Genomic DNA, 23,075 nt, shown 5'->3' with positions numbered 1-23,075 from the left:
TCATGTAGTGACATCATTAATTGCTCACCCTATTTGCGCTGTTAAGCGTAAAGGAATATCAACATGAAACTTTCTATTGTGGAAAAGATCGGCTTCGGCGCAGGAGACATGGCGATAAACGTTGTGATTATCGCCATGCAGCTGCTGCTCGCCTATTTCTATACCGATATCTATGGCCTGAGCGCCGCTGATGTTGGCGTACTGTTCGTGGTTGTACGGATGATCGATGCGATTATCGATCCCGCCATGGGGGTTCTTACCGATAAGCTGAATACGCGCTGGGGACGTTATCGCCCGTGGCTGTTGTGGTTTGCAATCCCTTTTGGCTTCGCCGTTTATTTGATGTTTATCACGCCTGATATGGCCTATATGGCCAAACTGGCATGGGCCTACGGCACCTATATTCTGATGACTCTGGTCTATACCGCCATAACTATTCCTTATATTTCGATGATTGGCGTAATCACCAGCGACCCTGTCGAACGCTTAAGCGCAAACGGCTATCGCTTTGTGATGACTAAGATTGCCGCTTTTCTGGTAACTATCGTTGTGCCGATGCTCGCCGTCTGGCTGGGGCAGGGCAACAAGGCGCTGGGCTATCAGTTTTCAATGGGGCTGATGGGCGCGATGGGCGCCGTGCTGTTTATCTTCTGTTTTCTCACCACGCGTGAACGCAGCGAGCCGGAAATTACCTCGCTCTCGGTGGGGAAGCAGTTTAAGTATCTGTTACGTAACGATCAGTGGATTATTCTCGGCGTTGTTATTTTACTGCTGATGTGCGGCTATGTTATTCGTGGTTCCGTCGCGGCTTATTATGCTAAGTATTATCTGAACGGTGGCGATAGCCTGATTTCACCCTTCCTGACCACCGGCGTCATCGCTTCTATTTTGGCGATGATCGCCACCACATGGATAACCAAGTTCTGGGATAAAATTAAGATGTTCCGCTACACCCAGATTATTACTTTTATCCTGAGCGCGCTAATGTATTTCTCCGTCGGGCGTGAAAACCTTGTCCTGGCGTTTGCGTTCTATTTTCTTATTAATTTCTTCTGCGATATGCAAATGCCGGTGTTCTGGTCCTCTATCGCTGAAGCGGTAGATTACGGAGAAAAGAAAACCGGGCTGCGCGTTTCCGGACTCGCGTTTGGCGGCATCCTCTTCTTCCAGAAGTTTGGTATGGGCATTGCGGGAGGCATTCTTGGATTTCTGCTGAGCCACTTTGGCTATCAGGCCGATGTTGAACAGAGCGCACGTTCTCTAACCGGCATTGCGCTGATGATGACGCTCATTCCTGCCCTGTTCCACCTTGCGGTGGGGCTGCTTATGAAAAAATATCTGATTAATAACGAATATTACCGTGATATTCAGCTCGCCCTCGCGCAGAAAAAGGCATAAGGAGGCGCAAATGGACACCATCAATAAAGTTTGGGTTATCGGTGACGCCTCCGTTGACCTGGTGCCGGAAAAACAAAATAGCTACCTGAAATGTCCCGGTGGAGCATCGGCCAACGTGGGAGTGTGCGTGGCCAGGCTGGGCGGAGAATGCGGTTTTATCGGCTGTCTTGGCGACGATGATGCCGGGCGTTTTCTGCGCCAGGTATTCCAGGACAATGGCGTAGATGTCTCATTTCTTAGGCTGGACGCGAGCCTGACCAGCGCGGTGCTGATCGTCAATCTGACGGCTGACGGCGAGCGCAGCTTTACCTATCTGGTGCATCCAGGAGCCGACACCTACGTTTCGCCGCAGGATCTGCCGCCGTTCAGGAAACACGAATGGTTTTACTTTAGTTCGATAGGCCTCACCGACAGCCCCGCCCGCGAGGCGTGCCTTGAGGGGGCGAGACGTATGCGTGAGGCCGGCGGCTACGTTCTTTTTGACGTCAACTTACGCAGCAAGATGTGGCGCGATGCTACGGAGATCCCTGATCTGATCGCCCGATCTGCCGCGCTTGCCTCTATCTGCAAAGTCTCAGCAGATGAGCTTTGTCAGCTGAGCGGCGCCAGCCGCTGGCAGGATGCGCGTTATTACCTGCGCGATCTGGGCTGTGAGACCACCATTATTTCGCTGGGGGCTGATGGCGCGCTGCTCATTACCGCCGAGGGGGAGTTCCTTTTTCCTGCTCCGCGCGTTGACGTCGTCGATACCACCGGAGCAGGCGATGCCTTTGTTGGCGGCCTGCTGTTCACGCTTTCCCGCGCAAACGGCTGGTCTCATGCCCTGCTGGCGGAGGCTATCGGTAATGCCAACGCCTGTGGTGCGATGGCGGTGACGGCAAAAGGTGCGATGACGGCCCTGCCGTTTCCCGACCAGCTAAACACTTTTCTGGCCAGCCATTCGCTGGCACAAGCTATGACCATGAAATAAGGAGTCATCATGCACGTTGATCAAAACAAAATACTGGGATGCCTGGTTGGCGCCGCCGCCGCGGACGCGATGGGAGCGGCAACGGAAGTTCGGACTCAGCAGCAAATTAAGGACTATTTTGGCGGCTGGGTGACAACCTTTCAAAAACCGCCGGCGGATACGTTTGGCCGCTGCAATGAAGCGGGCATGTGCACCGATGATTTTATTCAGGCTAAGTACATTATGGACGCGCTGCTGTGCCATCAGCGCCAGGTCAGCGACGAAGCGATGCGCGAGGCGTTCCAGCAGTGGCTGGATTATCCTTACTACGCCAACTTTACCGGTCCGACGACGCGCGCGGCGATGAAAGCGATCTTCAATGACAACCGCGCCTCTTTGCAGGGCGAGCTGGAAGGTGAAAAACAGTCGGTACAGATTATTAATAAAGGAAACGCGGAAGCCACGAACGGCGCGGCGATGAAGATTTGGCCAGCGGCGGTGCTGCACCCCGGCAATATCGACGCGGCAATTGAATGTGCGCTGCAGATTTGCCGCTTTACGCACAACAATGTGCTGGCGATGTCCGGCGCGGCGGCGATGGCCGCGGCAACCAGCGAGGCGTTAAGATCGCAGACCAATGCAGACAGCATTATTGCCGCCGGTGTTTACGGCGCTCAAAAGGGCTATCTGCTGGCGCAGGAGCAAGGAGCGATGATGGTTGCAGGCCCTTCCGTTGCCCGGCGCATTGAGCTGGCGGTGGAGATCGGTAAACGTCATCGCCATTGGGAAACCGCGGTAGTGGAAATCGCCGATATTATTGGTTCCGGGCTGCACGTAAGTGAAGCAGTGCCTGCGGCCTTCGGTCTGTTCGCGTGTTGTCCGAATTCTGCCGTAGATGCTATTATCTCCGGCGTTAATATCGGCAATGATACTGATACTGTCGCCACCATGGTTGGGGCGATCTCCGGCGCATTTCATGGTGCGGATGCTTTCCCCGCCGATTATTTAACGACCGTGGATCGTATGAATCATTTCGATTTGGCAGAACTGGCCAGGCAAATCGCAGGGTAGCGAATTCACCCTGCCGGGGACGGTGAAACGTCCCCTGCTGGCGAAGACGTGAGGTGCGCAGTTTGCAGGTTGATAAAACGAGCTTTACTCCGCTTTATAAGCAACTATTTTTTATCATCTGTCAGCAGATCCAAAACGGGTCTTTGCCTTTAGGCAGCCAGCTGCCGACGCAAAAAGAGGTCGCCAGAGCCTACAACGTCTCGTTGATTGTGGTGAAGCAGGCCTGGAGCGAATTAATCAATGCCGGCATTATTTCGTCCCAGCGCGGAAGCGGCTCGGTAGTATGTTCCGTGCCGGAAGGCGTGAGCTATGGCCATACGTTTCGCGGAATTACCAGCGATCTTCAGGATGCCAGCGTCGAGATAGAGAACCGTATTCTGGAAATCGCTCCGCGCCGCGCGCGCGATGCTCAGGCAGATGGCTTGAGCCTTCCTGCCCATCATCATTATCTTTATATCTCGCGTATTCGTTGCCTGAATAACCGCCCGTTCAACCATGAAAAAATATATCTCGATCTTAGCTTCTTTCCCGGCCTGGAATTGACCCCGCGGTCGCTGGAACATACGTCGCTTTATTCGTTATTAAACGTTACAAGCGACTCGGCGATTGAAAAAGTTGAGGCGATTTTACCTTCCCCCGAGTTATGTGAAAAACTGCAGATTGCTGAGAATAAACCGCTGCTATCCGTCGCCAGACAGACGTTTCAGGCCGGACGCGATAGTCCTTTTGAATATTGCCGTTATTACGTGCTGTCTGAATACTTTGGTGAGATCCATTATCACTAAACTGCCTGTATCCATCCCGTAATAACCCCACCATATCTGGCGTTTACCTGTCTTATTGTCCGTCGTATTCTTGCTGAAAAAAACGACAGGAGACAGGTATGTCGCTCTGGTTTTCCCACCCTCTGTTCCTTCCCTCTATCATCGTCGGCATCACTATTCTCCTCTGGGCGACCTCGCTACTGCCGGAGTTTATGACCGCGCTGCTGTTTTTTGCCGCGGCGATGATCGCCAAAATCGCGCCGCCGGAGGTGATTTTCGGCGGCTTTGCCTCATCGGCGTTCTGGCTGGTGTTCAGCGGCTTTGTGCTGGGGATCGCTATACGCAAAACCGGGCTGGCGGACAGGGGGGCCCGGTCGCTCTCGTCGCGGCTAACCGACTCCTGGCCGCTGATGGTCGGCAGCGTGGTGCTGCTCAGCTATGCGCTGGCGTTTGTGATGCCGTCCAATATGGGACGTATCGCGCTGCTGATGCCGATTGTGGCGGCAATGGCCAGGCGTGCCGGTATCGAAGAGGGGACGCGCCCGTGGTTTGGCCTGGCGCTGGCGGTAGGGTTCGGGACCTTCCAGCTGTCTGCCACCATTCTGCCTGCCAACGTCCCGAATCTGGTGATGAGCGGCGCGGCGGAGGGGTCATACGGCATCCACCTGAATTACCTGCCCTATTTACTGCTGCATACGCCGGTACTCGGCTGGCTCAAAGGGGCTGTGCTGATCGCCTTGATATGCTGGCTGTTTCCCGGAAAACCGCACCCGCCGCGCGACATGACGCCGCTGCCGCCGATGAGCCGCGATGAGAAGCGCCTGGCGTGGCTGCTGGTGGTGGTGCTGACGCTCTGGGTGACGGAGAGCTGGCACGGCGTGGGGCCGGCCTGGACAGGGCTGGCGGCGGCGGTGATAACGCTGCTGCCGCGGGTCGGTTTTATCAGCGGCGAGGAGTTTTCCAGCGGCGTGAATATCCGCACCTGTATTTACGTCGCCGGAATTTTGGGACTGGCGATCACCGTGACGCAAACCGGTATCGGCGGCGTGGTGGGGAATGCCCTGCTGCAGATTATGCCGCTGGATAAAGAGAGTCCGTTCACCAGCTTTCTCGCATTGACCGGCATTACCAGCGCGCTGAACTTTATCATGACCGCTAACGGCGTACCGGCGCTGTATACCACCTTCGCGCAGAGCTTCTCCGATGCCACCGGCTTCCCGCTGCTGAGCGTGATTATGATTCAGGTGCTGGGGTACTCCACGCCGCTGCTGCCGTATCAGGCGTCACCGATTGTCGTGGCGATGGGGCTAGGGAAAGTGCCTGCGCGGGCGGGAATGCTGCTGTGTATCGCGCTAGCGGCGGTGAGCTATTTGATTCTGCTGCCGCTGGACTATCTGTGGTATCAGGCGCTGGGGAAACTGTAGCGGTGTAAAAAACCCGGCTTGCGCTGCGCTGAGCCGGGCTACAAATATTGCAGATTTCTGGTCAGTAGCCCCGGTTGCGAAGCGCGACCGGGATAGCCTTTAAAGCGAATTACGCTTTTTTCGCGGCTTCTGCTGCTTTAACGATCACCGCGAAAGCGTCAGCTTTCAGGGATGCGCCGCCAACCAGCGCGCCGTCGATGTCCGGCTGGGTAAACAGCTCTGCTGCGTTGCCCGCGTTAACGGAACCGCCGTACTGGATGATCACTTGTTCAGCCACTTTCGCATCGGCTTTCGCGATGTGGTCGCGAATAAATTTGTGTACTGCCTGAGCCTGAGCCGGGGTAGCGGATTTGCCGGTACCGATCGCCCATACGGGTTCGTAAGCGATAACCACGCCTTCGAAGGCCGCCGCGCCCTGAGTTTTCAGAACGGCGTCGATTTGACGGGCGCACACTTCTTCCGTTTTGCCCGCTTCGTTTTCCGCTTCGGTTTCACCGATGCACAGAACCGGGATCAGACCCTGCTCTTTCAGAACCGCGAATTTTTTAGCGATGAGCTCGTCGGACTCTTTATGGTAGGTACGACGCTCGGAGTGGCCGATGATGATGTACTGAGCGCCGATGTCTTTCAGCATTTCAGCAGAGGTTTCGCCGGTGAATGCGCCGGACAGGTTCAGGTCAACGTTCTGCGCGCCCAGGTGAATGTGGCTGCCGGCAGCGGCTTGTTTCGCCAGGTCGATGTACATTTCAGGCGGAGCAATTGCAACTGCACAGCCGGTCACGCCAGCCAGTTCGGTACGCAGGTTCGCGACCAGTTCGTTTACCATGTGGCGGCTGCCGTTCAGTTTCCAGTTACCCATCACTAAAGGATGTCGCATTTTTATTCTCCACGCTTCAAAGCGAATTAAGGAATATAGCCGCCCCCGAGGGCAGCATGGTCTGTGAAACAGTATAGAGATTCATCACTGGAAAGGCTTTGCTTTTTGTCATTTATTGTTGTTTTCCAGCGTTTCAGATAGCGCCAGCTTAATCGGTTCAACAGCGAAGGTCAGCCCCTTTTCGCCGTTGTCCGCCACCACATAGCGTACCGCGCCTTCGGTTTCGCTGAAGTAACGTTTACCTTTTCCGGCGGTCAGCAATTTTTGCAATTTTTGCTGGCTTTGCGTCTGGCTCAGGGTGGGCACAAAAGCGCGCATCACGGCGCTCATATACTCCTGAGCCCTGGCTTTCGCCGCTTTCTGCTGCGGCCCCTGAATCGGTAGCCAGGTTATTTGCATCGATTTAATTTTGAGGGTTCCACGTTCAAGCGCGGTCGACGCGTAGAGGTTCTCATTGATCTTGGTGGCGGCGCGGGTCAGGTTCGCCTGGTCTTTGCTGGCGGCGACGGCGCGAAATTCATTGAGCGTTAGCTTCGGGTTATCGCGATTGAATTTTTCCCGAAACTCGCTGATGGAAATATCAAAGACCGGCGCGCCGGAGAGAAGATAGGGTGCCGTAGCACCGGCGTCTGACTCGGCGGACAACGCCTTTTGGCCAACGGATAACGCCGCCAGCCCAATCAAACATAAGGTTGCCCACTTCTTCATGCCCATCTTCCCTTTTTTTATCTGCTGACGATTAAAACGAGAACCGTCACGCTTGTCAAAAAGTCACGCCTTCAGGGTAAACTACGTCGGTGATGATGATAAGGAATAAAATATGACCCTACAGCAGTGGCTATTCTCAATTAAAGGGCGGATTGGACGTCGCGACTTCTGGATCTGGATCGCTATCTGGATAATGACCATGAGCGCGCTGTTCACGCTGGCTGGCAGTAATCTTCTTAATTTACAGACGGCGGCTTTTATTCTGGTGTGCTTGCTGTGGCCGACGGCGGCGGTGACCATTAAACGCCTGCACGATCGGGGTAAATCCGGTCTCTGGGCGCTGCTAATGATTCTGGCGTGGATGCTGCTGGCGGGCAACTGGTCAATGCTGCCTGGGGTCTGGCAGTGGGGCGTCGGGCGGTTTATACCGACGCTGATTATCGTCATGATGCTGATCGACCTGGGCGCGTTTGTCGGCACCCAGGGCGCGAATAAGTTTGGTAAAGAGACGCTGGACGTACGCTGGAAAGCGGAATCCTGATTACCAATAGTGTTCGGCTGTCATATGACCCGGTCGGCGACGCAGGTGCTTGCTCATCTGCCGGGTCTCTTTCAGTAGCTGCTGGGTGTCGCGCACCATCTGCGGGTTACCGCACAGCATAACGTGGCTGCTCTCGGCGTTCATCGGCAGGCCGACGGCCTCTTCCAGCGCGCCGGTCTCAATCAGGAACGGGATGCGCCCCGTGAGCATGCCCGGCGCGGTTTCCCGACTGACGACTGACTGGATGCGCAGCTTGCCCGCATAGCGCGCTTCCAGCGCCTGCATCTGCGGCAGATAGCTGAGATCGGCGGCATAACGCGCGGCGTGCACCAGTACCAGGTTTTTAAAACGATCCAGGTCTTTCCCTTCTTCGAGAATCGACAGGTACGGGCCAATGGCTGTGCCGGTGGCGAGCATCCATAGCGTGTCGCAATCGGGTACCTCTTCCAGGACAAAGAAACCAGCGGCTTCGCTGACAATCTGCACTTCGTCGCCCGGCTTCAGTGCCGCCAGCCGCGGGCTGAGCTTGCCCTCCGGAACCGTCACCAGGTAGAACTCAAGATCGGGATTACCGGGGGCGTTGACGTAGGAATAGGCGCGCTGCACGCGTTCACCGTCAATGTCCAGGCCTAGCTTGGCAAACTGACCTGCGGTAAACGGCGCAACCGGTGCGTGAACGGTGAGGCTAAACAGTGCATCAGTCCAGTTTTGTACTTTTACCACTTTACCTGTAACCCAGTTGGCCATAGCGTCTCTCCTCTCAATCCTGTTAGCGTATCTTCACCGCGACGAGAGCAGATTTCCAGCCCGAAAAGGCTGGAAAGCTCTATTGATCAAATGTTTTACAGGATGTGCAGCTGGATATCCGGATCTTTGCGATCGAGATAATGAATCGACTGAATACGGCGAATTGTGCGGGATTTGCCGCGGATCAGCAGAGTTTCGGTGGTGGCCATATTGCCTTTACGGGTGATACCGTCCAGCAGATCGCCTTTGGTGATGCCGGTCGCTGAGAAAACGACGTTGTCGCTGCGCGCCATATCGTCCAGGCGCAGCACTTTGCCTGCTTCAATGCCCATTGCTTTGCAGCGTTCCAGCTCGTTTTCGCCGATGCGGCGGTTCTCTTCGCTGTCGCCCTTCACGTGGTGACGCGCCAGCAGACGGCCGTTCATATCGCCGTCCAGCGCGCGGATCACCGCTGCGGAAACGACGCCCTCCGGCGCGCCGCCGATACCGTACATAACGTCAACTTCGCTGTCCGGCATACAGGTCAGAATAGAGGCGGCAACGTCGCCGTCGGGGATAGCAAACACGCGCACGCCCAACTTTTGCAGCTCAACAATGACCTTATCATGGCGCGGCTTGGCTAAGATGGTGACCGTTAATTCGCTCAGCGGCTTATTCAGCGCGCGGGCGATATTATGCAGGTTCTCCGCCAGCGGCAGGTTCATATCGATGGTGCCTTTCGCCCCTGGGCCGACGATCAGCTTTTCCATGTACATATCCGGCGCGTTCAGGAAGCAGCCCTTATCGCCTACCGCCATGACCGCCAGCGCGTTCGCCTGGCCCATCGCCGTCATGCGGGTGCCTTCGATGGGATCGACAGCGATATCTACCGCATCGCCGTGGCCGGTACCGACGCGCTCGCCGATGTACAGCATCGGCGCTTCGTCGATTTCGCCTTCGCCAATCACGATGGTGCCGTCGATGTTGATCAGGTTGAGCATAATACGCATGGCGTTGACGGCGGCGCCGTCGGCGGTGTTTTTATCACCACGGCCTAACCACTTGTAGCCTGCCAGCGCGGCGGCTTCGGTGACGCGCGAAAATTCGATGGCCAGTTCTCGTTTCATAATCCACTCATCTGAATAAAAATTATGCGCAGCGTGGCGAGATGACGTTCGCGCTACGCGTTGGAATAGCGTTCGGTTTCCGGCATCCAGCGCTCAATCAGGGCCTGGGCCTGCTGGGGATAGCGTTCGTGAATATGGCGGGCGATGCGCTGAACTTCCGGGATCATGGCCTGATCGCGCAATAAGTCCGCAACTTTAAATTCAGCATTGCCGGTCTGACGGGTGCCAAGCAGCTCGCCGGGACCGCGAATTTCCAGGTCTTTTTGGGCGATGACGAAACCGTCGTTGCTATCGCGCAGAACCTGCAGGCGCTTCTGGGCGGTTTTTGAAAGCGGCGATTTGTAGAGTAGCACGCAGTGGGAAGCTACCGCGCCGCGCCCGACGCGGCCTCTGAGCTGGTGCAGTTGAGCCAGGCCCAGACGCTCCGGGTTTTCGATGATCATCAGACTGGAGTTGGGCACGTCCACACCGACTTCAATCACCGTGGTGGCGACCAGCAGATGCAGCTCGCCCTGCTTGAATGCGCTCATCACCGCCTGCTTCTCGGCGGACTTCATGCGCCCGTGCACCAGGCCGATATTCAGCTCCGGCAGCGCGAGCTTCAGCTCTTCCCAGGTGGCTTCCGCCGCCTGGGCTTCCAGCAGATCCGACTCTTCAATCAGCGTACAGACCCAGTAGGCCTGACGACCTTCGTGGGTGCAGGCGTTGCGCACGCGGTCAATAATATCGCTGCGGCGGGTATCCGGAATAGCCACCGTAGTGACCGGCGTACGGCCCGGCGGCAGTTCATCGATGACCGAGGTGTCGAGATCGGCATAAGCGGTCATCGCCAGGGTTCGTGGAATCGGCGTGGCGGTCATAATCAGCTGGTGCGGGTGAAAACCCTGCTGTTGGCCTTTTTCCCACAGCGCCAGCCGCTGATGGACGCCAAAACGGTGCTGTTCGTCGATAATCACCAACGCGAGGCCGTTAAACTGGACCTGCTCCTGAAAGATGGCGTGGGTCCCGACAATCATCTGCACCTGTCCGCTGGCGATAGCCTCCTGCTGCGCCAGGCGCGCTTTGCCTTTTTGTTTGCCCGCCAGCCAGCCAACCTCAACGCCCAGCGGTTCGAACCAGCTGCGGAAATTATTGGCGTGCTGTTCAGCCAGCAGCTCGGTCGGTGCCATCAGCGCCACCTGTTTGCCGTGGGCGATGGCGCGCAGGGCGGCAAGCGCGGCAACCAGGGTTTTACCGGAACCCACGTCACCCTGCACCAGACGCATCATCGGCACGTCCAGCGCCATATCGCGCTCGATTTCAGCCGTCACGCGCGCTTGCGCGCCGGTCGGCGTAAAGGGGAGGGAGGCCAGCAGCTTGTCTTTTAACGTGTCGTTAGCGCTAAGCGCGAGGGCGTGATAGCGCTGGGCGCCTGCCCGCAGCGCCAGCATGCTGAGGTTATGCGCCAGCAGCTCTTCCAGAATTAAGCGCCGCTGGGCTGGATGTTTACCGCTTTCCAGCTCGCCAAGCTGTAACGTGGGCGGCGGGCGATGCAGGGTGCGTAAGGCGTCCGGCAGGCTCATCATCCCCTGGGCCAACTCCGGCGGCAGCAGCTCGGCGATAGCGCAGGTTTCAAGCAGCTCAAGCGCCTGGTCAGTGAGCTTGCGCAGCGTAGCCTGCTTGATGCCTTCGGTGGTGGGATAAACCGGGGTCAGCGTTTCCTGTAAATCAGGCGTACTCATGTCGCCCTGAACCCGATATTCCGGGTGGATCATCTCCGCTCCGTGCTTACCGCGCTTCGCTTCGCCGTAGGCCAGTACGCGGCGCCCGGTTGCCAGGCTGTTTTTCATCGCCGCGCTGAAGTTAAAAAAGCGCATGGTGAGGATGCCGGAACCGTCGCTTATCTGGCAGGTCATCATCCGGCGGCCGCCGAAAGTGATATTGCAGTTGAGAACTTCGCCTTCAACGGTGGCGTAAACGCCGGGCAGCAGTTCGCCGATTTGATACAGATGGGTGCGGTCTTCGTAGCGTAGCGGCAGGTGCAGGAGCAGATCCTGTACCGTATGCAGGCCAATCTTTGCCAGTTTACTACTCTGGGCCGCGCCAACGCCCGTCAGGGAGTTGAGCGGCACCGCATCCAGCAGACGGCCCTGCATGATTACTTCGCCGCCTGCATGGTGGCCCACCACGCGGCATCGGCTTCGACTTCACCCTGCTCGTTGATGTGGGGGTAGGGGAGACCTTTGCGTTTTGCGACCCTCGCCAGCACCGGATAGCCGCCCTCAAACAGCAGGCGCTGCTGGTCTTCTTCCGGCAGCATGCTGTTCTCGCGCTGGTACATGCCGGCGTTCTGCCGCTGGCGCTGAGCTTCATAGAGGATAAGCGCTGAGGCGACGGAAACGTTCAGCGACTGCACCATGCCAATCATTGGAATGATGATGTCCTGGTCCGCCAGGTCTAACGCTTCCTGCGTAATGCCGGTTTTCTCCTGCCCCATCAGGATACAGGTAGGGCGGGTATAGTCGATTTCACGGAAATCAACGGCTTTATCAGAGAGATGGGTCGCCAGGATCTGCATTCCCTGGCCTTTTAAATGCGTGACGGCCTCGCCAATAGTACGGTGGGTTTTAACCTGCACCCAGCTATTGCTGCCGGCCGCCGCAGAGGCCATGGTACGCATACGGCTGCCCGGCCAGATGGCGTGCACTTCATGCACGCCAACGGCGTCAGCCGTACGAATGACCGCAGAGACGTTATGAGGTTTGTGGACCTGCTCCATGCAGACCGTCAGGTCAGGCTGACGCCTGGCGAGCATCTCGCAGATACGCGCATAACGCTGTAAATTCATTACACTTCATCCTTCGAATGACTCTTTAATCGCCGCAGATTACTCGGCCCATCCCTGGGCCTCGCCCCTTGCGGGGCTGCTGTAAGCAGCGTTCAAATCCGCTCCCGGCAGATTTGTCATTCGCTTGCCGCCTTGATGCAATTCGAATGATTTTGTGTCAGAGCTAGTTTCGGTTACGGGTGACTTTTATCACATCCGGCATGACGCGAATTTTGCGCATAATATTCGCCAGATGCACGCGGTCGCGCGCGGTGAGGCGAATAAAGGCGCTGTAAACGCGGCCATCTTTCTCTTCCGTATTCAGGCTTTGGATATTGGAAGAGGCGGTGTTGATCGCGGCGGTAAGATTCGCCAGGGCACCCTGATGGTTGAACATGTCCACCTTGATTTCGGTGATAAATTCCTGCGCCGTCTCTTTGTCCCACTCGACCGCCATAAATTTCTCCGGCTCTTTCTGATAGCCGCGAATGTTACGACAGGACTCATGGTGGATGACCAGGCCTTTGCCCGGACTAACGTGCGCAATAATCGGGTCGCCGGGGATCGGACGGCAGCATTTGGCAAAGGTGATCAGCACGCCATCCGCGCCTTTAATCGGCAGATGGTTATGGCCGACAGGCGCCGGCTGTACAGGCACGGCGGTAGTTTCACCCTGCTGTAGGTTTTTGGCCACCACGACGCTCATGGCGTTGCCGAGGCCGATTTCGGCCAGCAGATCGTCAAGCGTGGTCAGCTTCATGCGCTCAATTTCACGCTGAATATTCTCTGGCGGAATCTCCGCCAGCTTACGGCTACCGCCGAGGGCGTGGTTGAGCAGGCGGCGTCCGAGGCTAACGGAATCGTCGCGCTTGAGGTTTTTCAGCAGCTGGCGAATTTTGGCGCGCGCTTTCGAGCTGACGACAAAGTTCAGCCACGCGGCGTTCGGGCGTGCGCCCGGCGCGGTGATGATTTCCACCGTTTGGCCGCTGGAGAGCGACTGCGATAGCGGATAGGGCTGGCGGTCGACGCGCGCGCCGACGCAGGCATGGCCGATATCGGTATGCACCGCGTAGGCGAAGTCCACCGGCGTCGCGCCAGCGGGCAGTTCGACAATGCGCCCTTCCGGGGTGAAAACGTAAATCTCATCCGGGAACAGATCGGATTTCACGCTCTCAATGAATTCAAATGAACTACCGGCGCTCTGCTGAAGCTCCAGCAGGCTCTGCATCCAGCGCTGGGCGCGGATTTGCGCCGTGGTGCTGCTCTCGCCGCCGTGCTCTTTATAAGCCCAGTGCGCCGCAACCCCCATTTCCGCCATCTGGTCCATGTCTTCGGTACGAATTTGTACCTCAACCGGGACGCCGTGCGGGCCGATCATCGAGGTGTGCAAAGATTGATAGCCGTTCGCCTTTGGAATGGCAATGTAGTCTTTGACGCGACCCGGACGCGGCTTGTAAAGGCTGTGCATCTGGCCTAGCACGCGATAGCAGGTGTCAGAATCATGGACAATCACGCGGAAGGCGTAGATATCCATAATCGAGTGAAAACGCTGCTCTTTGAGCACCATCTTGCAGTAGATGGAGTACAAATGCTTTTCACGGCCGCTTACGCGACAGGGAATTCCCGCTTCCTGCAGGCGCCCTTCGATTTCGGAGAGGATCTTTTGAATCATCTCTTTACGGTTACCGCGCGCCGCTTTGACCACCTCTTTAATGACGCGGTAGCGGTTAGGATACAGCGCCTCAAAGCCCAGCTCTTCGAGCTCGGTTTTGATGTGATGAATACCTAAACGGTGCGCCAGAGGGCTGTAGATTTCCAGCGTTTCGCGGGCGATGCGGCGACGCTTATCCGGGCGCAATGAGCCCAGCGTACGCATGTTATGGGTGCGGTCAGCAAGCTTGATAAGGATGACGCGGATATCCTGCACCATCGCCATAATCATTTTGCGAAAGTTTTCGGCCTGGGCCTCTTTTTTGTCGCGAAACTTAAGCTTATCAAGTTTTGATACCCCCTCTACCAGTTCAGCAACGCTTTTACCAAAAAGCTGTTCCATGTCCTGGTAGGTGGCGGGGGTATCTTCTATCACGTCGTGCAGCAGAGCGGCCATCAGCGTTTCGTGGTCGAGTTTCATCTCGGCCAGGATACAGGCTACCGCTACCGGGTGCGTGATATAGGGTTCACCGCTTGAACGTGTCTGGCCCTCGTGAGCGTCACGTGCAACGAGATAAGCCTGCCGAAGACGTTTAATTTGCTCTTCGGGCAGGTAGTTTTGAATCAGCTGATTCAGGCTTTCAAACAGATACAAGGGCGACCCGCAGTGTGATTAACGACGACCTTCAGCAATAGCGGTAACGGCTTGTAATTCAGCGGCTTCCTGCTCTTGCTGTTCCTGGCGCTCACGAACGTCGAGGATCTTATTGTTGATCAAACCCTCTTCGATTTCGCGCAGTGCGATAACGGTAGTTTTATCGTTTTCTTCCGGTACCAGCGGATCCTTTCCGCCTACCTGCATCTGACGAGCGCGACGCGCGGCGACCAGCACCAGGTCAAAACGGTTACCAATTTTCTCTACAGCGTCCTGAACAGTTACGCGTGCCATACTTAAAATGCTCCACAGGTGAAGAAATGACTGGGCATAATACTGAATGTGGGTTCAGTCTGCCAACAGTTTGGTGATTAAAGCGCCATGTCGCTGCTTTTGGCGGCTCATGCGCAGACGTTCGGCGCGAATAATAATTTTCAGATCGCTCAGCGCGGTATCAAAATCATCATTCACAATCAGGTAATCATATTCCGCGTAATGGCTCATTTCTGCAACTGCCTGCGCCATACGTTTCGCGATAACCTCTTCGCTATCCTGACCGCGGCCGCGCAGGCGACGATCAAGCTCATCTTTTGACGGCGGCAGAATAAAAATACTGCGCGCGCCGGGCATTCTGTTGCGGATTTGCTGCGCGCCCTGCCAGTCGATATCAAGGAAGACGTCGACGCCGGTCGCCAGTACCTGCTCGATAGCTTCGCGCGAGGTGCCGTAATAGTTGCCAAAGACTTCTGCATGTTCAAGAAAAGCGTCTCTGCCAATCATCGTTCTGAATTCGTCGTGATTCACAAAGAAATAGTGTTCACCGTGCACTTCACCCGGACGCGGAGCGCGTGTGGTATGCGAAACAGAAACCTGAGAGTCGTACAACGGTTGGGTTTTTAATAAAGCCTGAATCAGGCTGGATTTACCCGCGCCGCTAGGGGCGGAAACAATATAAAGCGTGCCTTGAGCCATGAGTGTCTTTTGTATGTGATGGTCGAAATAGAGCTTACATACGAGCCTATTATACACGGCGGCGCAGCGTGACGCAGTCCCTGTCACACTTTTTGCGTTCTTTCTTTCATTTTGCTTGCTGTTTTCCTGATTTCTCCGTGCGTTGCAGAAACAACGCAGAAAAGCCGGAAGCATGCTCGCAGCGTTAAAAATCCCCTCTCGCCGATGAAAATAAGCCTGCGGCACAATCCACGGTGAGAAAACAGGAGGGCATCGCGATGCAAAAAGGAGTCTGGGCGCTGGTGCTGTGGATGCTGGTGGGATACGGGCAGGCAGCCTGCCCCGCGTGGCCGCAGGCCAGGGCTGAACAGGAAATCGAACGTCTTGGTCAGCGGATAACTGAATGGAATAACGCCTACTGGCAGCAGGGGAGCAGTACGGTAAGCGATGAAGTCTATGACCAGCTTGCGGCGCGGCTGGCATACTGGCAGCGCTGCTTCGCCAGCGAGACCCCCGCTCGCTTTGCGCTTCCGTCGCTAAGGGGAGATATCAGACATCCGGTAGCGCACACCGGCGTGCGTAAACTGGCGAATCAAGCCGACGTGGCGCGCTGGATGCGCGGCCAGTCCAGCCTGTGGGTACAGCCGAAAGTCGATGGCGTCGCGGTCACGCTCGTATATCGGCAAGGGCGTTTGACGCAGGCGATAAGCCGGGGTAACGGCTTGACCGGAGAAGACTGGACGGCCAGGGTCTTGCAGATCCCCTCCGTTCCTAAAACTTCTGATGGCTTACTCGCGAATAGCGTGCTGCAAGGCGAGCTGTTCCTGCTCCGCGAGGGGCATGTGCAAAAGCGAATGGGCGGCATGAACGCGCGGGCAAAAGTAGCCGGCATGATGATGCGACAGGAGGCGCAAGCGGAGCTTGATAGGCTGGGCATCTTTATCTGGGCGTGGCCAGATGGTCCAGAGGATATGGAACAGCGGCTGGCGCTGCTGCGGCAGGGCGGCTTTCTTTACAGCGCGCTTTTTTCGCATCCTGTCGCGGATGCGCAGCAGGTTGAACGGTGGCGCCAGCGTTGGTTAACTTCACCGCTGCCTTTTGCCACCGATGGCGTTGTGGTGCGGCGGGCGAAAGAGTCCCCCGGGCGTTTCTGGGCGCCGGGTCAGGGCGATTGGGTTATCGCCTGGAAATATCCGCCTGCCTCGCGGGTTATGGAGGTTCGCGGTATCAGCTTCAGCACCGGTCGTAGCGGTAAAATAGCCGTGGTGGCGCTCCTGGAGCCGCAGCTGCTGGACGATAAGCGCGTGCAGCGGGTGAACATCGGCTCGGTATCCCGCTGGCACAATCTGGACATCGGTATTGGCGATCAGCTGCAAATCAGCCTTGCCGGGCAGGGGATACCGCGCATCGATTCGGTCGTCTGGCGCACGGCTCAGCGTAATAAACCCCAGCCACCGGCGGCGCGTTTCAATGCCTTAACCTGCTATTTCGCCACCCCAGAGTGCGCGGAGCAGTTTCTCTCGCGGCTGGTCTGGCTCTCATCCCGATCGGTTCTCGATATTGACGGCGCGGGGGAAACGCTGTGGCGGTCCCTGCATGATGCGCGCGGCATGGAGCATCTCTTCTCATGGCTGGCGTTTACGCCGGAGCGGCTGCAATCCATCCCGGGCATCTCTGCACAGCGTGGGCAGCGGCTGTGGCATCAGTTCAATCTTGCGCGCGAACGGCCTTTCCTGCGCTGGATACAGGCAATCGGCGTGCCCATACCGAAGACGGCATTTGCCGGGCTGAAGGAGGATGACTGGCGACAGATGCAGGATCGCAACGAAGAGCAGTGGCGACGCCTGCCGGGCATCGGGGAAGAACGGGCGCGGCAGCTGGTGACGTTCTTGCATCATCCGGATGTCGCCGCGCTAGCGAAGTGGCTAAGCGGGCAACACGTTCCGGGATTCTGAAAGCACTAATGTGCGCTATGGTTGTAATTAAACACCGGCAGGCCCAGCTTCCAGCGCAGCGCCAGCATGCGGGCGGTAAAGCCGAACAGCAGGGTGGAGATAACCACCACATCGTGATTGCTGACGTAATGCTGGAGCGCGATATAAAGCACCGCGGCGGCGAATGATACCCCGGCGTACAGCTCTTTCTGGAACACCAGCGGGATGCGCTTGCAGAACATATCGCGCAGCACGCCGCCAAAGACGCCGGTGATCACGGCGGCAATGGAGGCGATGACCGGGCCCTGGCCCATATCCAGCGCGATCTGGGCGCCAATGATAGAAAACACGATCAGGCCGAGCGCATCAAGCACCAGAAACAGACGGCGCAGATGCGGCATCACCGGCGCGGCAATCGTGGTCAGGACCGCGGCGACGGCGACAATAATCACGTATTCAGGGTGCTGCACCCAGCCCAGCGGGTAGTGGCCAAGCAAAATATCGCGCACTGAACCGCCTCCGAGAGCCGTCGCGGTGGCAATAATAATGACGCCAAACGTATCCATACGGCGGCGTCCGGCAGCCAGCGCGCCGGTCATGGCTTCCGCCGTAATCCCAATCAGATAAAGAATATGAAGCAGCATAAATCCCCCACGGTGATGGCGGAAGGTTAACAATTTGTGCTCAGGATCACGATTGAGATTTTCTAAAGTGAATGCGTTTAACCTGATTAAACTAATGCACGATAGATTTAAATTGGCTGAAGTTAACGGTTTATTTATCATTTATTCATTTTTATTGATTATAAAAAGTAATGTGAAAGCCGTCGATGCGTATCGGTATTGAAAACGCGATGAATACCTGTTGTTTAACTCTCAACCTTTATCCTTTTATTTTCCTCCTTCAAGGCCTGAGAAAATGACTGCAGCAGCTGGCAATAAAAACTATCTCACCCGCCTGATTGCCGTTGTGCTGACGGGGCTGCTTGCCGGTCTATCAGGCATGGTTCTGGCGCTGATTTTACACGCGATTCAGCACCTGGCCTTTGGCTACAGCCCCGGGCAGATCGTGAGCGCGGAGTCATTTTTACAGGGCGTCACGGATTCATCCTGGCCTCGTCGCATCTCGGCCATTGTGGCGGGGGGAGCCATCGCAGGATTTGGCTGGTGGCTCCTTGGGCGCTATGGGCAGAAGCGAGTCTCAATAGCGTCAGCGGTGGCGAATCCTTCCGTGCCAATGCCTGCGGGTACCACAACGATTCATGCCCTGTTGCAGATTGTCACCGTGGCGCTGGGTTCTCCGCTTGGTCGCGAAGTGGCTCCCCGGGAAATGGGCGCGCTGGGAGCGGGGATGGTGGCGCGTAAGCTGGGGCTGACGGCGGATGAAACCCGAACGCTGGTTGCCTGCGGCGCCGGTGCGGGCCTGGCGGCGGTGTATAACGTCCCGCTGGCCGGTGCGTTATTCAGCCTTGAGGTCATGCTGCTGTCGTTTAGCTGGGAAAAAACGCTGGCGGCGATGATTACCTCGGCGATTGCCGCGTGGACGGCAACGCTCGGGTTAGGCGAGGAATCGCAATACCATTTTGCTTCCGACATCCTGCCGCATTCATTTCTCTGGTGGGCAATTATCGCCGGCCCCATTCTTGGCGCCGGGGCCTGGCTCTTCCGCAAAGCGACCAGCACGGCGCGCTCGCGGGTCCGAAGCAACTGGCAGATGCCGGTTTTCTGTCTACTGGCGTTTTCTCTGCTCGCCGTCCTCAGCCTCTATTTCCCCCAGCTTCCGGGAAACGGTAAAGGACCTATGCAGCTGGCTCTCAACGATGAACTGGGTTTCCCCGGGGCGGCGATGCTGCTGGCGCTCAAAATGGTGGTGATTCTGGCGGTGCTGCGCGGCGGCGCGGAAGGCGGCCTGCTGACGCCGGGGCTGGCGGTCGGCGGCCTGACCAGCCTGCTGCTGTGTATGCTCTGGCAACAGCTGCTTCCCGGCGGAGATTACGGCAGTTTTGCTCTCGTCGGCGCGGCGGCGTTTCTCGCCGCATCCATGCAGATGCCGCTCACAGCGGTCGCGCTGGTGATGGAGTTCACCCACATGGATCACAGCTATCTGGCACCTACGCTGCTGTGCGCCGCAGGGGCATTTTTAACCTGCCGGATATTGGACAAAAACTATGGCTTCTGAAACGCAGCGAAAATAAAAGGCCATGATTTACCATGGCCTTTTGTCTGAGCGTGATGTGGCGGGCGGGGAACCGTTACTCGATGTTCTGGATCTGCTCGCGCATTTGTTCGATCAGCACTTTCAGCTCAATGGCGGAGTTCGTCACTTCGGCATTGATTGATTTAGACGCCAGGGTGTTCGACTCGCGGTTGAACTCTTGCATCATAAAGTCGAGACGGCGACCGACCGCTTCTTTCTTCTTCAGGATATTCCACGTTTCTTTCACGTGTGCTTCCAGACGATCCAGCTCTTCGGCGACGTCTATACGCTGCGCCATCAGCACCAGCTCCTGCTCGAGGCGGTTGTTTTCCAGCTGCACTTCCGCATCTTCCAGCTTGGCAACCAGACGCTCGCGTTGCCACTGTAAAATTTCCGGCATATGGGCGCGCACTTTAGCCACTTCGGCCGTCACGCCGTCGAGACGCTGTTCGATCAGCGCTTTCAGCGCCTGGCCTTCGGTTTCGCGGGCGACGATAAAGTCATCCAGCGCGCCGTTTAACGCGCCCAGGATTTCGGCGGCAATGGCGTCCAGATCCTGCTCATGAGCTGACATTACGCCCGGCCAGCGCAGAATATCGACTGGATTGATTTCGCCTTCGTCGCTCTGCATTTTGACCCAGTTGGCGGCGTTAACCAGCTGCTTTGCCAGTTTCTCGTTGAGGATCAGCTCGCCCTGCGCGCTCGGGTCCTGCTCAAAACGCAGGGTACATTCGACTTTACCGCGGGTCAGACGGGAACGAATACGTTCCCGCACCACGGGCTCCAGGCTACGGAACTGCTCCGGCAGGCGGAAGTAGGTTTCCAGATATCGTTGGTTTACCGAGCGCAGTTCCCACGCGGCGCTACCCCATTCACCCTTGATTTCACGCCGGGCGTAGGCGGTCATACTGCGGATCATAGACGTTCCTGTTTTTAAAGGAGAGTGGGGTGGATTATAGCTTTCGAGGCCTTATCAGGATAGGAATAAGCGCGCATTATCCGTATAATGCGCAGCCACATTCGTTTCAAGCCGGAGAACACCATGCGTCCAGCAGGCCGTAGCGCTAATCAAGTGCGCCCAGTAACCCTGACCCGTAACTACACAAAACACGCAGAAGGCTCCGTGCTGGTCGAATTTGGTGACACGAAAGTATTGTGCACCGCTTCTATTGATGAAGGCGTGCCGCGCTTTCTGAAAGGCCAGGGCCAGGGGTGGATCACCGCTGAATACGGCATGCTGCCGCGTTCTACCCACACGCGTAACGCGCGTGAAGCCGCAAAAGGTAAGCAGGGCGGACGCACCATGGAAATCCAGCGCCTGATCGCGCGTGCGCTACGCGCTGCAGTTGACCTGAAAGCGCTGGGTGAGTTCACCATCACGCTGGACTGCGACGTGCTGCAGGCAGACGGCGGCACCCGTACCGCGTCTATCACCGGAGCCTGCGTGGCGCTGGCCGATGCGCTGAATAAGCTGGTCGCGGCCGGTAAGCTGAAAACCAACCCGATGAAGGGAATGGTGGCGGCGGTCTCCGTGGGTATCGTGAATGGCGAAGCGATTTGCGATCTGGAATACGTTGAAGATTCCGCGGCGGAAACCGATATGAACGTGGTGATGACCGAAGATGGCCGCATCATTGAGGTGCAGGGAACGGCGGAAGGCGAGCCGTTCACCCATGAAGAACTCCTCACCCTGCTGGCATTGGCCCGGGGGGGTATCGAATCCATTGTCACGACGCAGAAAGCGGCGTTGCAAAACTAGTTTTTAAGGCGACTGAGAAGTCGCCTTTTTTTTGTCCGTAGAAAAGTAAGATGAGGAGCGAATCCATGAAACCGTATCAGCGCCAGTTTATTGAGTTTGCGCTTAACAAGCAGGTACTTAAGTTTGGCGAATTTACGCTGAAATCCGGGCGCAAGAGCCCCTATTTCTTCAACGCCGGCCTGTTTAATACCGGGCGCGATCTGGCTCTGTTAGGCCGTTTTTATGCCGAAGCGCTGGTGGATTCCGGGATTGATTTTGACCTGCTGTTTGGCCCGGCCTATAAAGGCATTCCGATTGCCACGACCACGGCGGTCGCGCTGGCGGAACACCATGACCGCGATCTGCCTTACTGCTTTAACCGCAAAGAGGCAAAGACTCACGGCGAGGGTGGAAACCTGGTGGGGAGCGCGCTGCAGGGCCGCGTGATGCTGGTGGATGATGTGATTACCGCAGGCACCGCGATTCGGGAATCGATGGAAATTATTCAGGCCAACGGTGCTGAGCTGGCCGGCGTACTGATCTCTCTGGATCGTCAGGAACGCGGACGCGGCGAAATCTCCGCGATTCAGGAAGTTGAGCGCGACTACGGCTGTAAAGTGATTTCCATCGTGACGCTGAAAGACCTGATTAGCTATCTGGAAGAGAAACCGGAAATGGCTAAACACCTGGCGTCCGTTCGCGCCTATCGCGAAGCGTACGGCGTATAAACCGCAGCCCGGCAGGCGCCGGGCTGATTCAAGCCGCTACGCTGAGAGCTGCAGGATATCAACGCGGATCACGTTCCTGTGGGAAGAGATGCAGCCTTTCTGGCTGCATAGAGACAGGCGATAATTACTTCAGCTGGGCGGCGACCAGCGGCCAGCGGGCGTCAAAATCGTCCGTCGGGCGATATTTAAATTCGCTGCGCACAAAGCGCGACAGCATCCCTTCGCAGAAGGCCAATAGCTGGCTGGCCAGCAGGGCCTCATCGACGGTAAAGCCTTCGCCTTCGCGCATTTTCTTTTCCCGCATCACCTGACGCAGCTGAACTTCAATACGCTCGAACAGCTGATTGATACGGCCCTGAAGCCGGTCCTGTTCAAACATCAGCGCATGGCCGGTCAGAATTCGTGTCAGCCCAGGATTACGCTCGCCAAACCCAAGAATCAACAGAACAATCAGCCGCAGGCGCGCTGAAGTGTCTTTTTCATCTTTTAAAATCAAATTGATGCGCGTAATCAGGCTGTCTTCAATAAATTCAATCAGGCTATCAAACATGCGGGTCTTGCTCGGGAAATGCCGATACAGAGCCGCTTCGGATACGCCAACGGACGCCGCCAGTTTCGCTGTGGTAATGCGCTGACTTCCATCGCTGGATTCAAGCATTAGCGCCAGAGATTGAAGTATTTCTTCGCGACGATTCCTTTTCGCAGTTTGTTTTTCTGCCATGTTTTAAAATACCCCTGAAAAAAAGCACTTGTCAGGCAGGCACCCACAAAGCGACCGCAAGCTGTGGCCTGCGGTGATGTTATTGCATTAGTGCGCTTTGCGATGCTGGTT

22 protein-coding genes are annotated in these 23,075 nt (G+C 56.7%); 10 read left to right on the top strand and 12 right to left on the bottom strand.

What is annotated here, in order from left to right:
* Positions 1-63 precede the first annotated feature (63 nt).
* The 5 genes from KCG39_RS17880 (at position 64) to KCG39_RS17860 (ending at position 5,606) form a co-directional block, all read left to right on the top strand.
* Entirely contained in the window at positions 64-1,398 is a 1,335-nt protein-coding gene (locus tag KCG39_RS17880; protein ID WP_004126712.1) for an MFS transporter, read from the top strand.
* Between the two features lie 10 nt (positions 1,399-1,408).
* Entirely contained in the window at positions 1,409-2,368 is a 960-nt protein-coding gene (locus KCG39_RS17875; protein WP_004126709.1) for an aminoimidazole riboside kinase, read from the top strand.
* Between the two features lie 9 nt (positions 2,369-2,377).
* A complete protein-coding gene (locus KCG39_RS17870; RefSeq protein WP_004126707.1) occupies positions 2,378-3,418 on the top strand; it encodes an ADP-ribosylglycohydrolase family protein in 1,041 nt (346 codons plus the stop codon).
* A 62-nt stretch (positions 3,419-3,480) separates the two neighbouring features.
* Positions 3,481-4,203, top strand: a complete 723-nt coding sequence (locus KCG39_RS17865) for a GntR family transcriptional regulator (protein WP_142468063.1) — start codon at positions 3,481-3,483, stop codon at positions 4,201-4,203.
* Between the two features lie 98 nt (positions 4,204-4,301).
* The gene (locus tag KCG39_RS17860; RefSeq protein WP_142468064.1) at positions 4,302-5,606 is read left to right on the top strand and encodes an SLC13 family permease; all 1,305 of its coding nucleotides are present in this window, start codon (positions 4,302-4,304) and stop codon (positions 5,604-5,606) included.
* A 109-nt stretch (positions 5,607-5,715) separates the two neighbouring features.
* On the opposite strand, the gene tpiA is transcribed toward KCG39_RS17860, so the two are convergent.
* Both tpiA and KCG39_RS17850 read right to left on the bottom strand, forming a co-directional pair.
* Entirely contained in the window at positions 5,716-6,483 is a 768-nt protein-coding gene (tpiA, locus tag KCG39_RS17855) for a triose-phosphate isomerase (RefSeq protein WP_004126701.1), read from the bottom strand.
* A gap of 108 nt (positions 6,484-6,591) precedes the next feature.
* Entirely contained in the window at positions 6,592-7,191 is a 600-nt protein-coding gene (locus KCG39_RS17850; RefSeq protein WP_004126697.1) for a DUF1454 family protein, read from the bottom strand.
* A gap of 112 nt (positions 7,192-7,303) precedes the next feature.
* On the opposite strand from KCG39_RS17850, the gene KCG39_RS17845 reads away from it, so the two are divergent.
* Positions 7,304-7,732: a DUF805 domain-containing protein gene (locus tag KCG39_RS17845; RefSeq protein ID WP_004126694.1), complete on the top strand. Its 429-nt coding sequence runs from the start codon at positions 7,304-7,306 to the stop codon at positions 7,730-7,732.
* Here the strand turns inward: KCG39_RS17845 and fpr are convergent, their stop codons facing one another.
* The 7 genes from fpr to gmk form a co-directional block, all read right to left on the bottom strand.
* Positions 7,733-8,479: a ferredoxin--NADP(+) reductase gene (gene fpr, locus KCG39_RS17840; RefSeq protein ID WP_004126692.1), complete on the bottom strand. Its 747-nt coding sequence runs from the start codon at positions 8,477-8,479 to the stop codon at positions 7,733-7,735.
* Positions 8,480-8,574: 95 nt separating this feature from the next.
* Positions 8,575-9,585 (bottom strand): class II fructose-bisphosphatase, encoded by a 1,011-nt coding sequence (glpX, locus tag KCG39_RS17835; protein ID WP_004126688.1) that lies wholly within the window; start codon positions 9,583-9,585, stop codon positions 8,575-8,577.
* Between the two features lie 53 nt (positions 9,586-9,638).
* Entirely contained in the window at positions 9,639-11,720 is a 2,082-nt protein-coding gene (recG, locus tag KCG39_RS17830; RefSeq protein WP_004126685.1) for an ATP-dependent DNA helicase RecG, read from the bottom strand.
* A 2-nt stretch (positions 11,721-11,722) separates the two neighbouring features.
* Positions 11,723-12,412 carry a tRNA (guanosine(18)-2'-O)-methyltransferase TrmH gene (gene trmH / locus KCG39_RS17825; protein WP_004126682.1) on the bottom strand — a complete coding sequence of 230 codons (690 nt, stop codon included), beginning with the start codon at positions 12,410-12,412 and terminating at the stop codon, positions 11,723-11,725.
* A gap of 163 nt (positions 12,413-12,575) precedes the next feature.
* Positions 12,576-14,696: a bifunctional GTP diphosphokinase/guanosine-3',5'-bis pyrophosphate 3'-pyrophosphohydrolase gene (gene spoT / locus KCG39_RS17820; RefSeq protein ID WP_004126679.1), complete on the bottom strand. Its 2,121-nt coding sequence runs from the start codon at positions 14,694-14,696 to the stop codon at positions 12,576-12,578.
* 18 nt (positions 14,697-14,714) lie between these two features.
* Positions 14,715-14,990: a DNA-directed RNA polymerase subunit omega gene (gene rpoZ / locus KCG39_RS17815; RefSeq protein WP_004106927.1), complete on the bottom strand. Its 276-nt coding sequence runs from the start codon at positions 14,988-14,990 to the stop codon at positions 14,715-14,717.
* A gap of 54 nt (positions 14,991-15,044) precedes the next feature.
* Positions 15,045-15,668, bottom strand: a complete 624-nt coding sequence (gene gmk, locus KCG39_RS17810) for a guanylate kinase (RefSeq protein ID WP_004126677.1) — start codon at positions 15,666-15,668, stop codon at positions 15,045-15,047.
* Positions 15,669-15,925: 257 nt separating this feature from the next.
* Between gmk and ligB the strand changes: the two genes are divergently transcribed.
* The gene (ligB, locus tag KCG39_RS17805) at positions 15,926-17,602 is read left to right on the top strand and encodes an NAD-dependent DNA ligase LigB (protein ID WP_142468065.1); all 1,677 of its coding nucleotides are present in this window, start codon (positions 15,926-15,928) and stop codon (positions 17,600-17,602) included.
* A gap of 5 nt (positions 17,603-17,607) precedes the next feature.
* Here ligB and KCG39_RS17800 read toward each other — a convergent pair whose 3' ends face one another.
* Positions 17,608-18,225, bottom strand: a complete 618-nt coding sequence (locus KCG39_RS17800; protein ID WP_004126674.1) for a trimeric intracellular cation channel family protein — start codon at positions 18,223-18,225, stop codon at positions 17,608-17,610.
* 274 nt (positions 18,226-18,499) lie between these two features.
* Between KCG39_RS17800 and KCG39_RS17795 the strand changes: the two genes are divergently transcribed.
* Positions 18,500-19,759 (top strand): chloride channel protein, encoded by a 1,260-nt coding sequence (locus KCG39_RS17795; protein WP_139529940.1) that lies wholly within the window; start codon positions 18,500-18,502, stop codon positions 19,757-19,759.
* A 73-nt stretch (positions 19,760-19,832) separates the two neighbouring features.
* Here KCG39_RS17795 and KCG39_RS17790 read toward each other — a convergent pair whose 3' ends face one another.
* Complete coding sequence (locus KCG39_RS17790) at positions 19,833-20,696, bottom strand: YicC/YloC family endoribonuclease (protein ID WP_004126669.1); 864 nt, start codon at positions 20,694-20,696, stop codon at positions 19,833-19,835.
* A 123-nt stretch (positions 20,697-20,819) separates the two neighbouring features.
* Between KCG39_RS17790 and rph the strand changes: the two genes are divergently transcribed.
* Both rph and pyrE read left to right on the top strand, forming a co-directional pair.
* Positions 20,820-21,536: a ribonuclease PH gene (rph, locus tag KCG39_RS17785; RefSeq protein WP_004106921.1), complete on the top strand. Its 717-nt coding sequence runs from the start codon at positions 20,820-20,822 to the stop codon at positions 21,534-21,536.
* A gap of 65 nt (positions 21,537-21,601) precedes the next feature.
* Positions 21,602-22,243 (top strand): orotate phosphoribosyltransferase, encoded by a 642-nt coding sequence (pyrE, locus tag KCG39_RS17780; protein ID WP_142445864.1) that lies wholly within the window; start codon positions 21,602-21,604, stop codon positions 22,241-22,243.
* Between the two features lie 124 nt (positions 22,244-22,367).
* Here the strand turns inward: pyrE and slmA are convergent, their stop codons facing one another.
* Positions 22,368-22,964, bottom strand: a complete 597-nt coding sequence (slmA, locus tag KCG39_RS17775) for a nucleoid occlusion factor SlmA (RefSeq protein WP_004137709.1) — start codon at positions 22,962-22,964, stop codon at positions 22,368-22,370.
* Positions 22,965-23,075: the final 111 nt, after the last annotated feature.

The sequence above is a fragment of the Klebsiella pasteurii genome, assembly GCF_018139045.1.
In the GTDB taxonomy this organism is placed as follows: Bacteria; Pseudomonadota; Gammaproteobacteria; order Enterobacterales; family Enterobacteriaceae; genus Klebsiella; species Klebsiella grimontii.
Note: the sequence above shows the minus strand (reverse complement) of the source record. Positions and strands in the feature narration are given on the sequence as shown.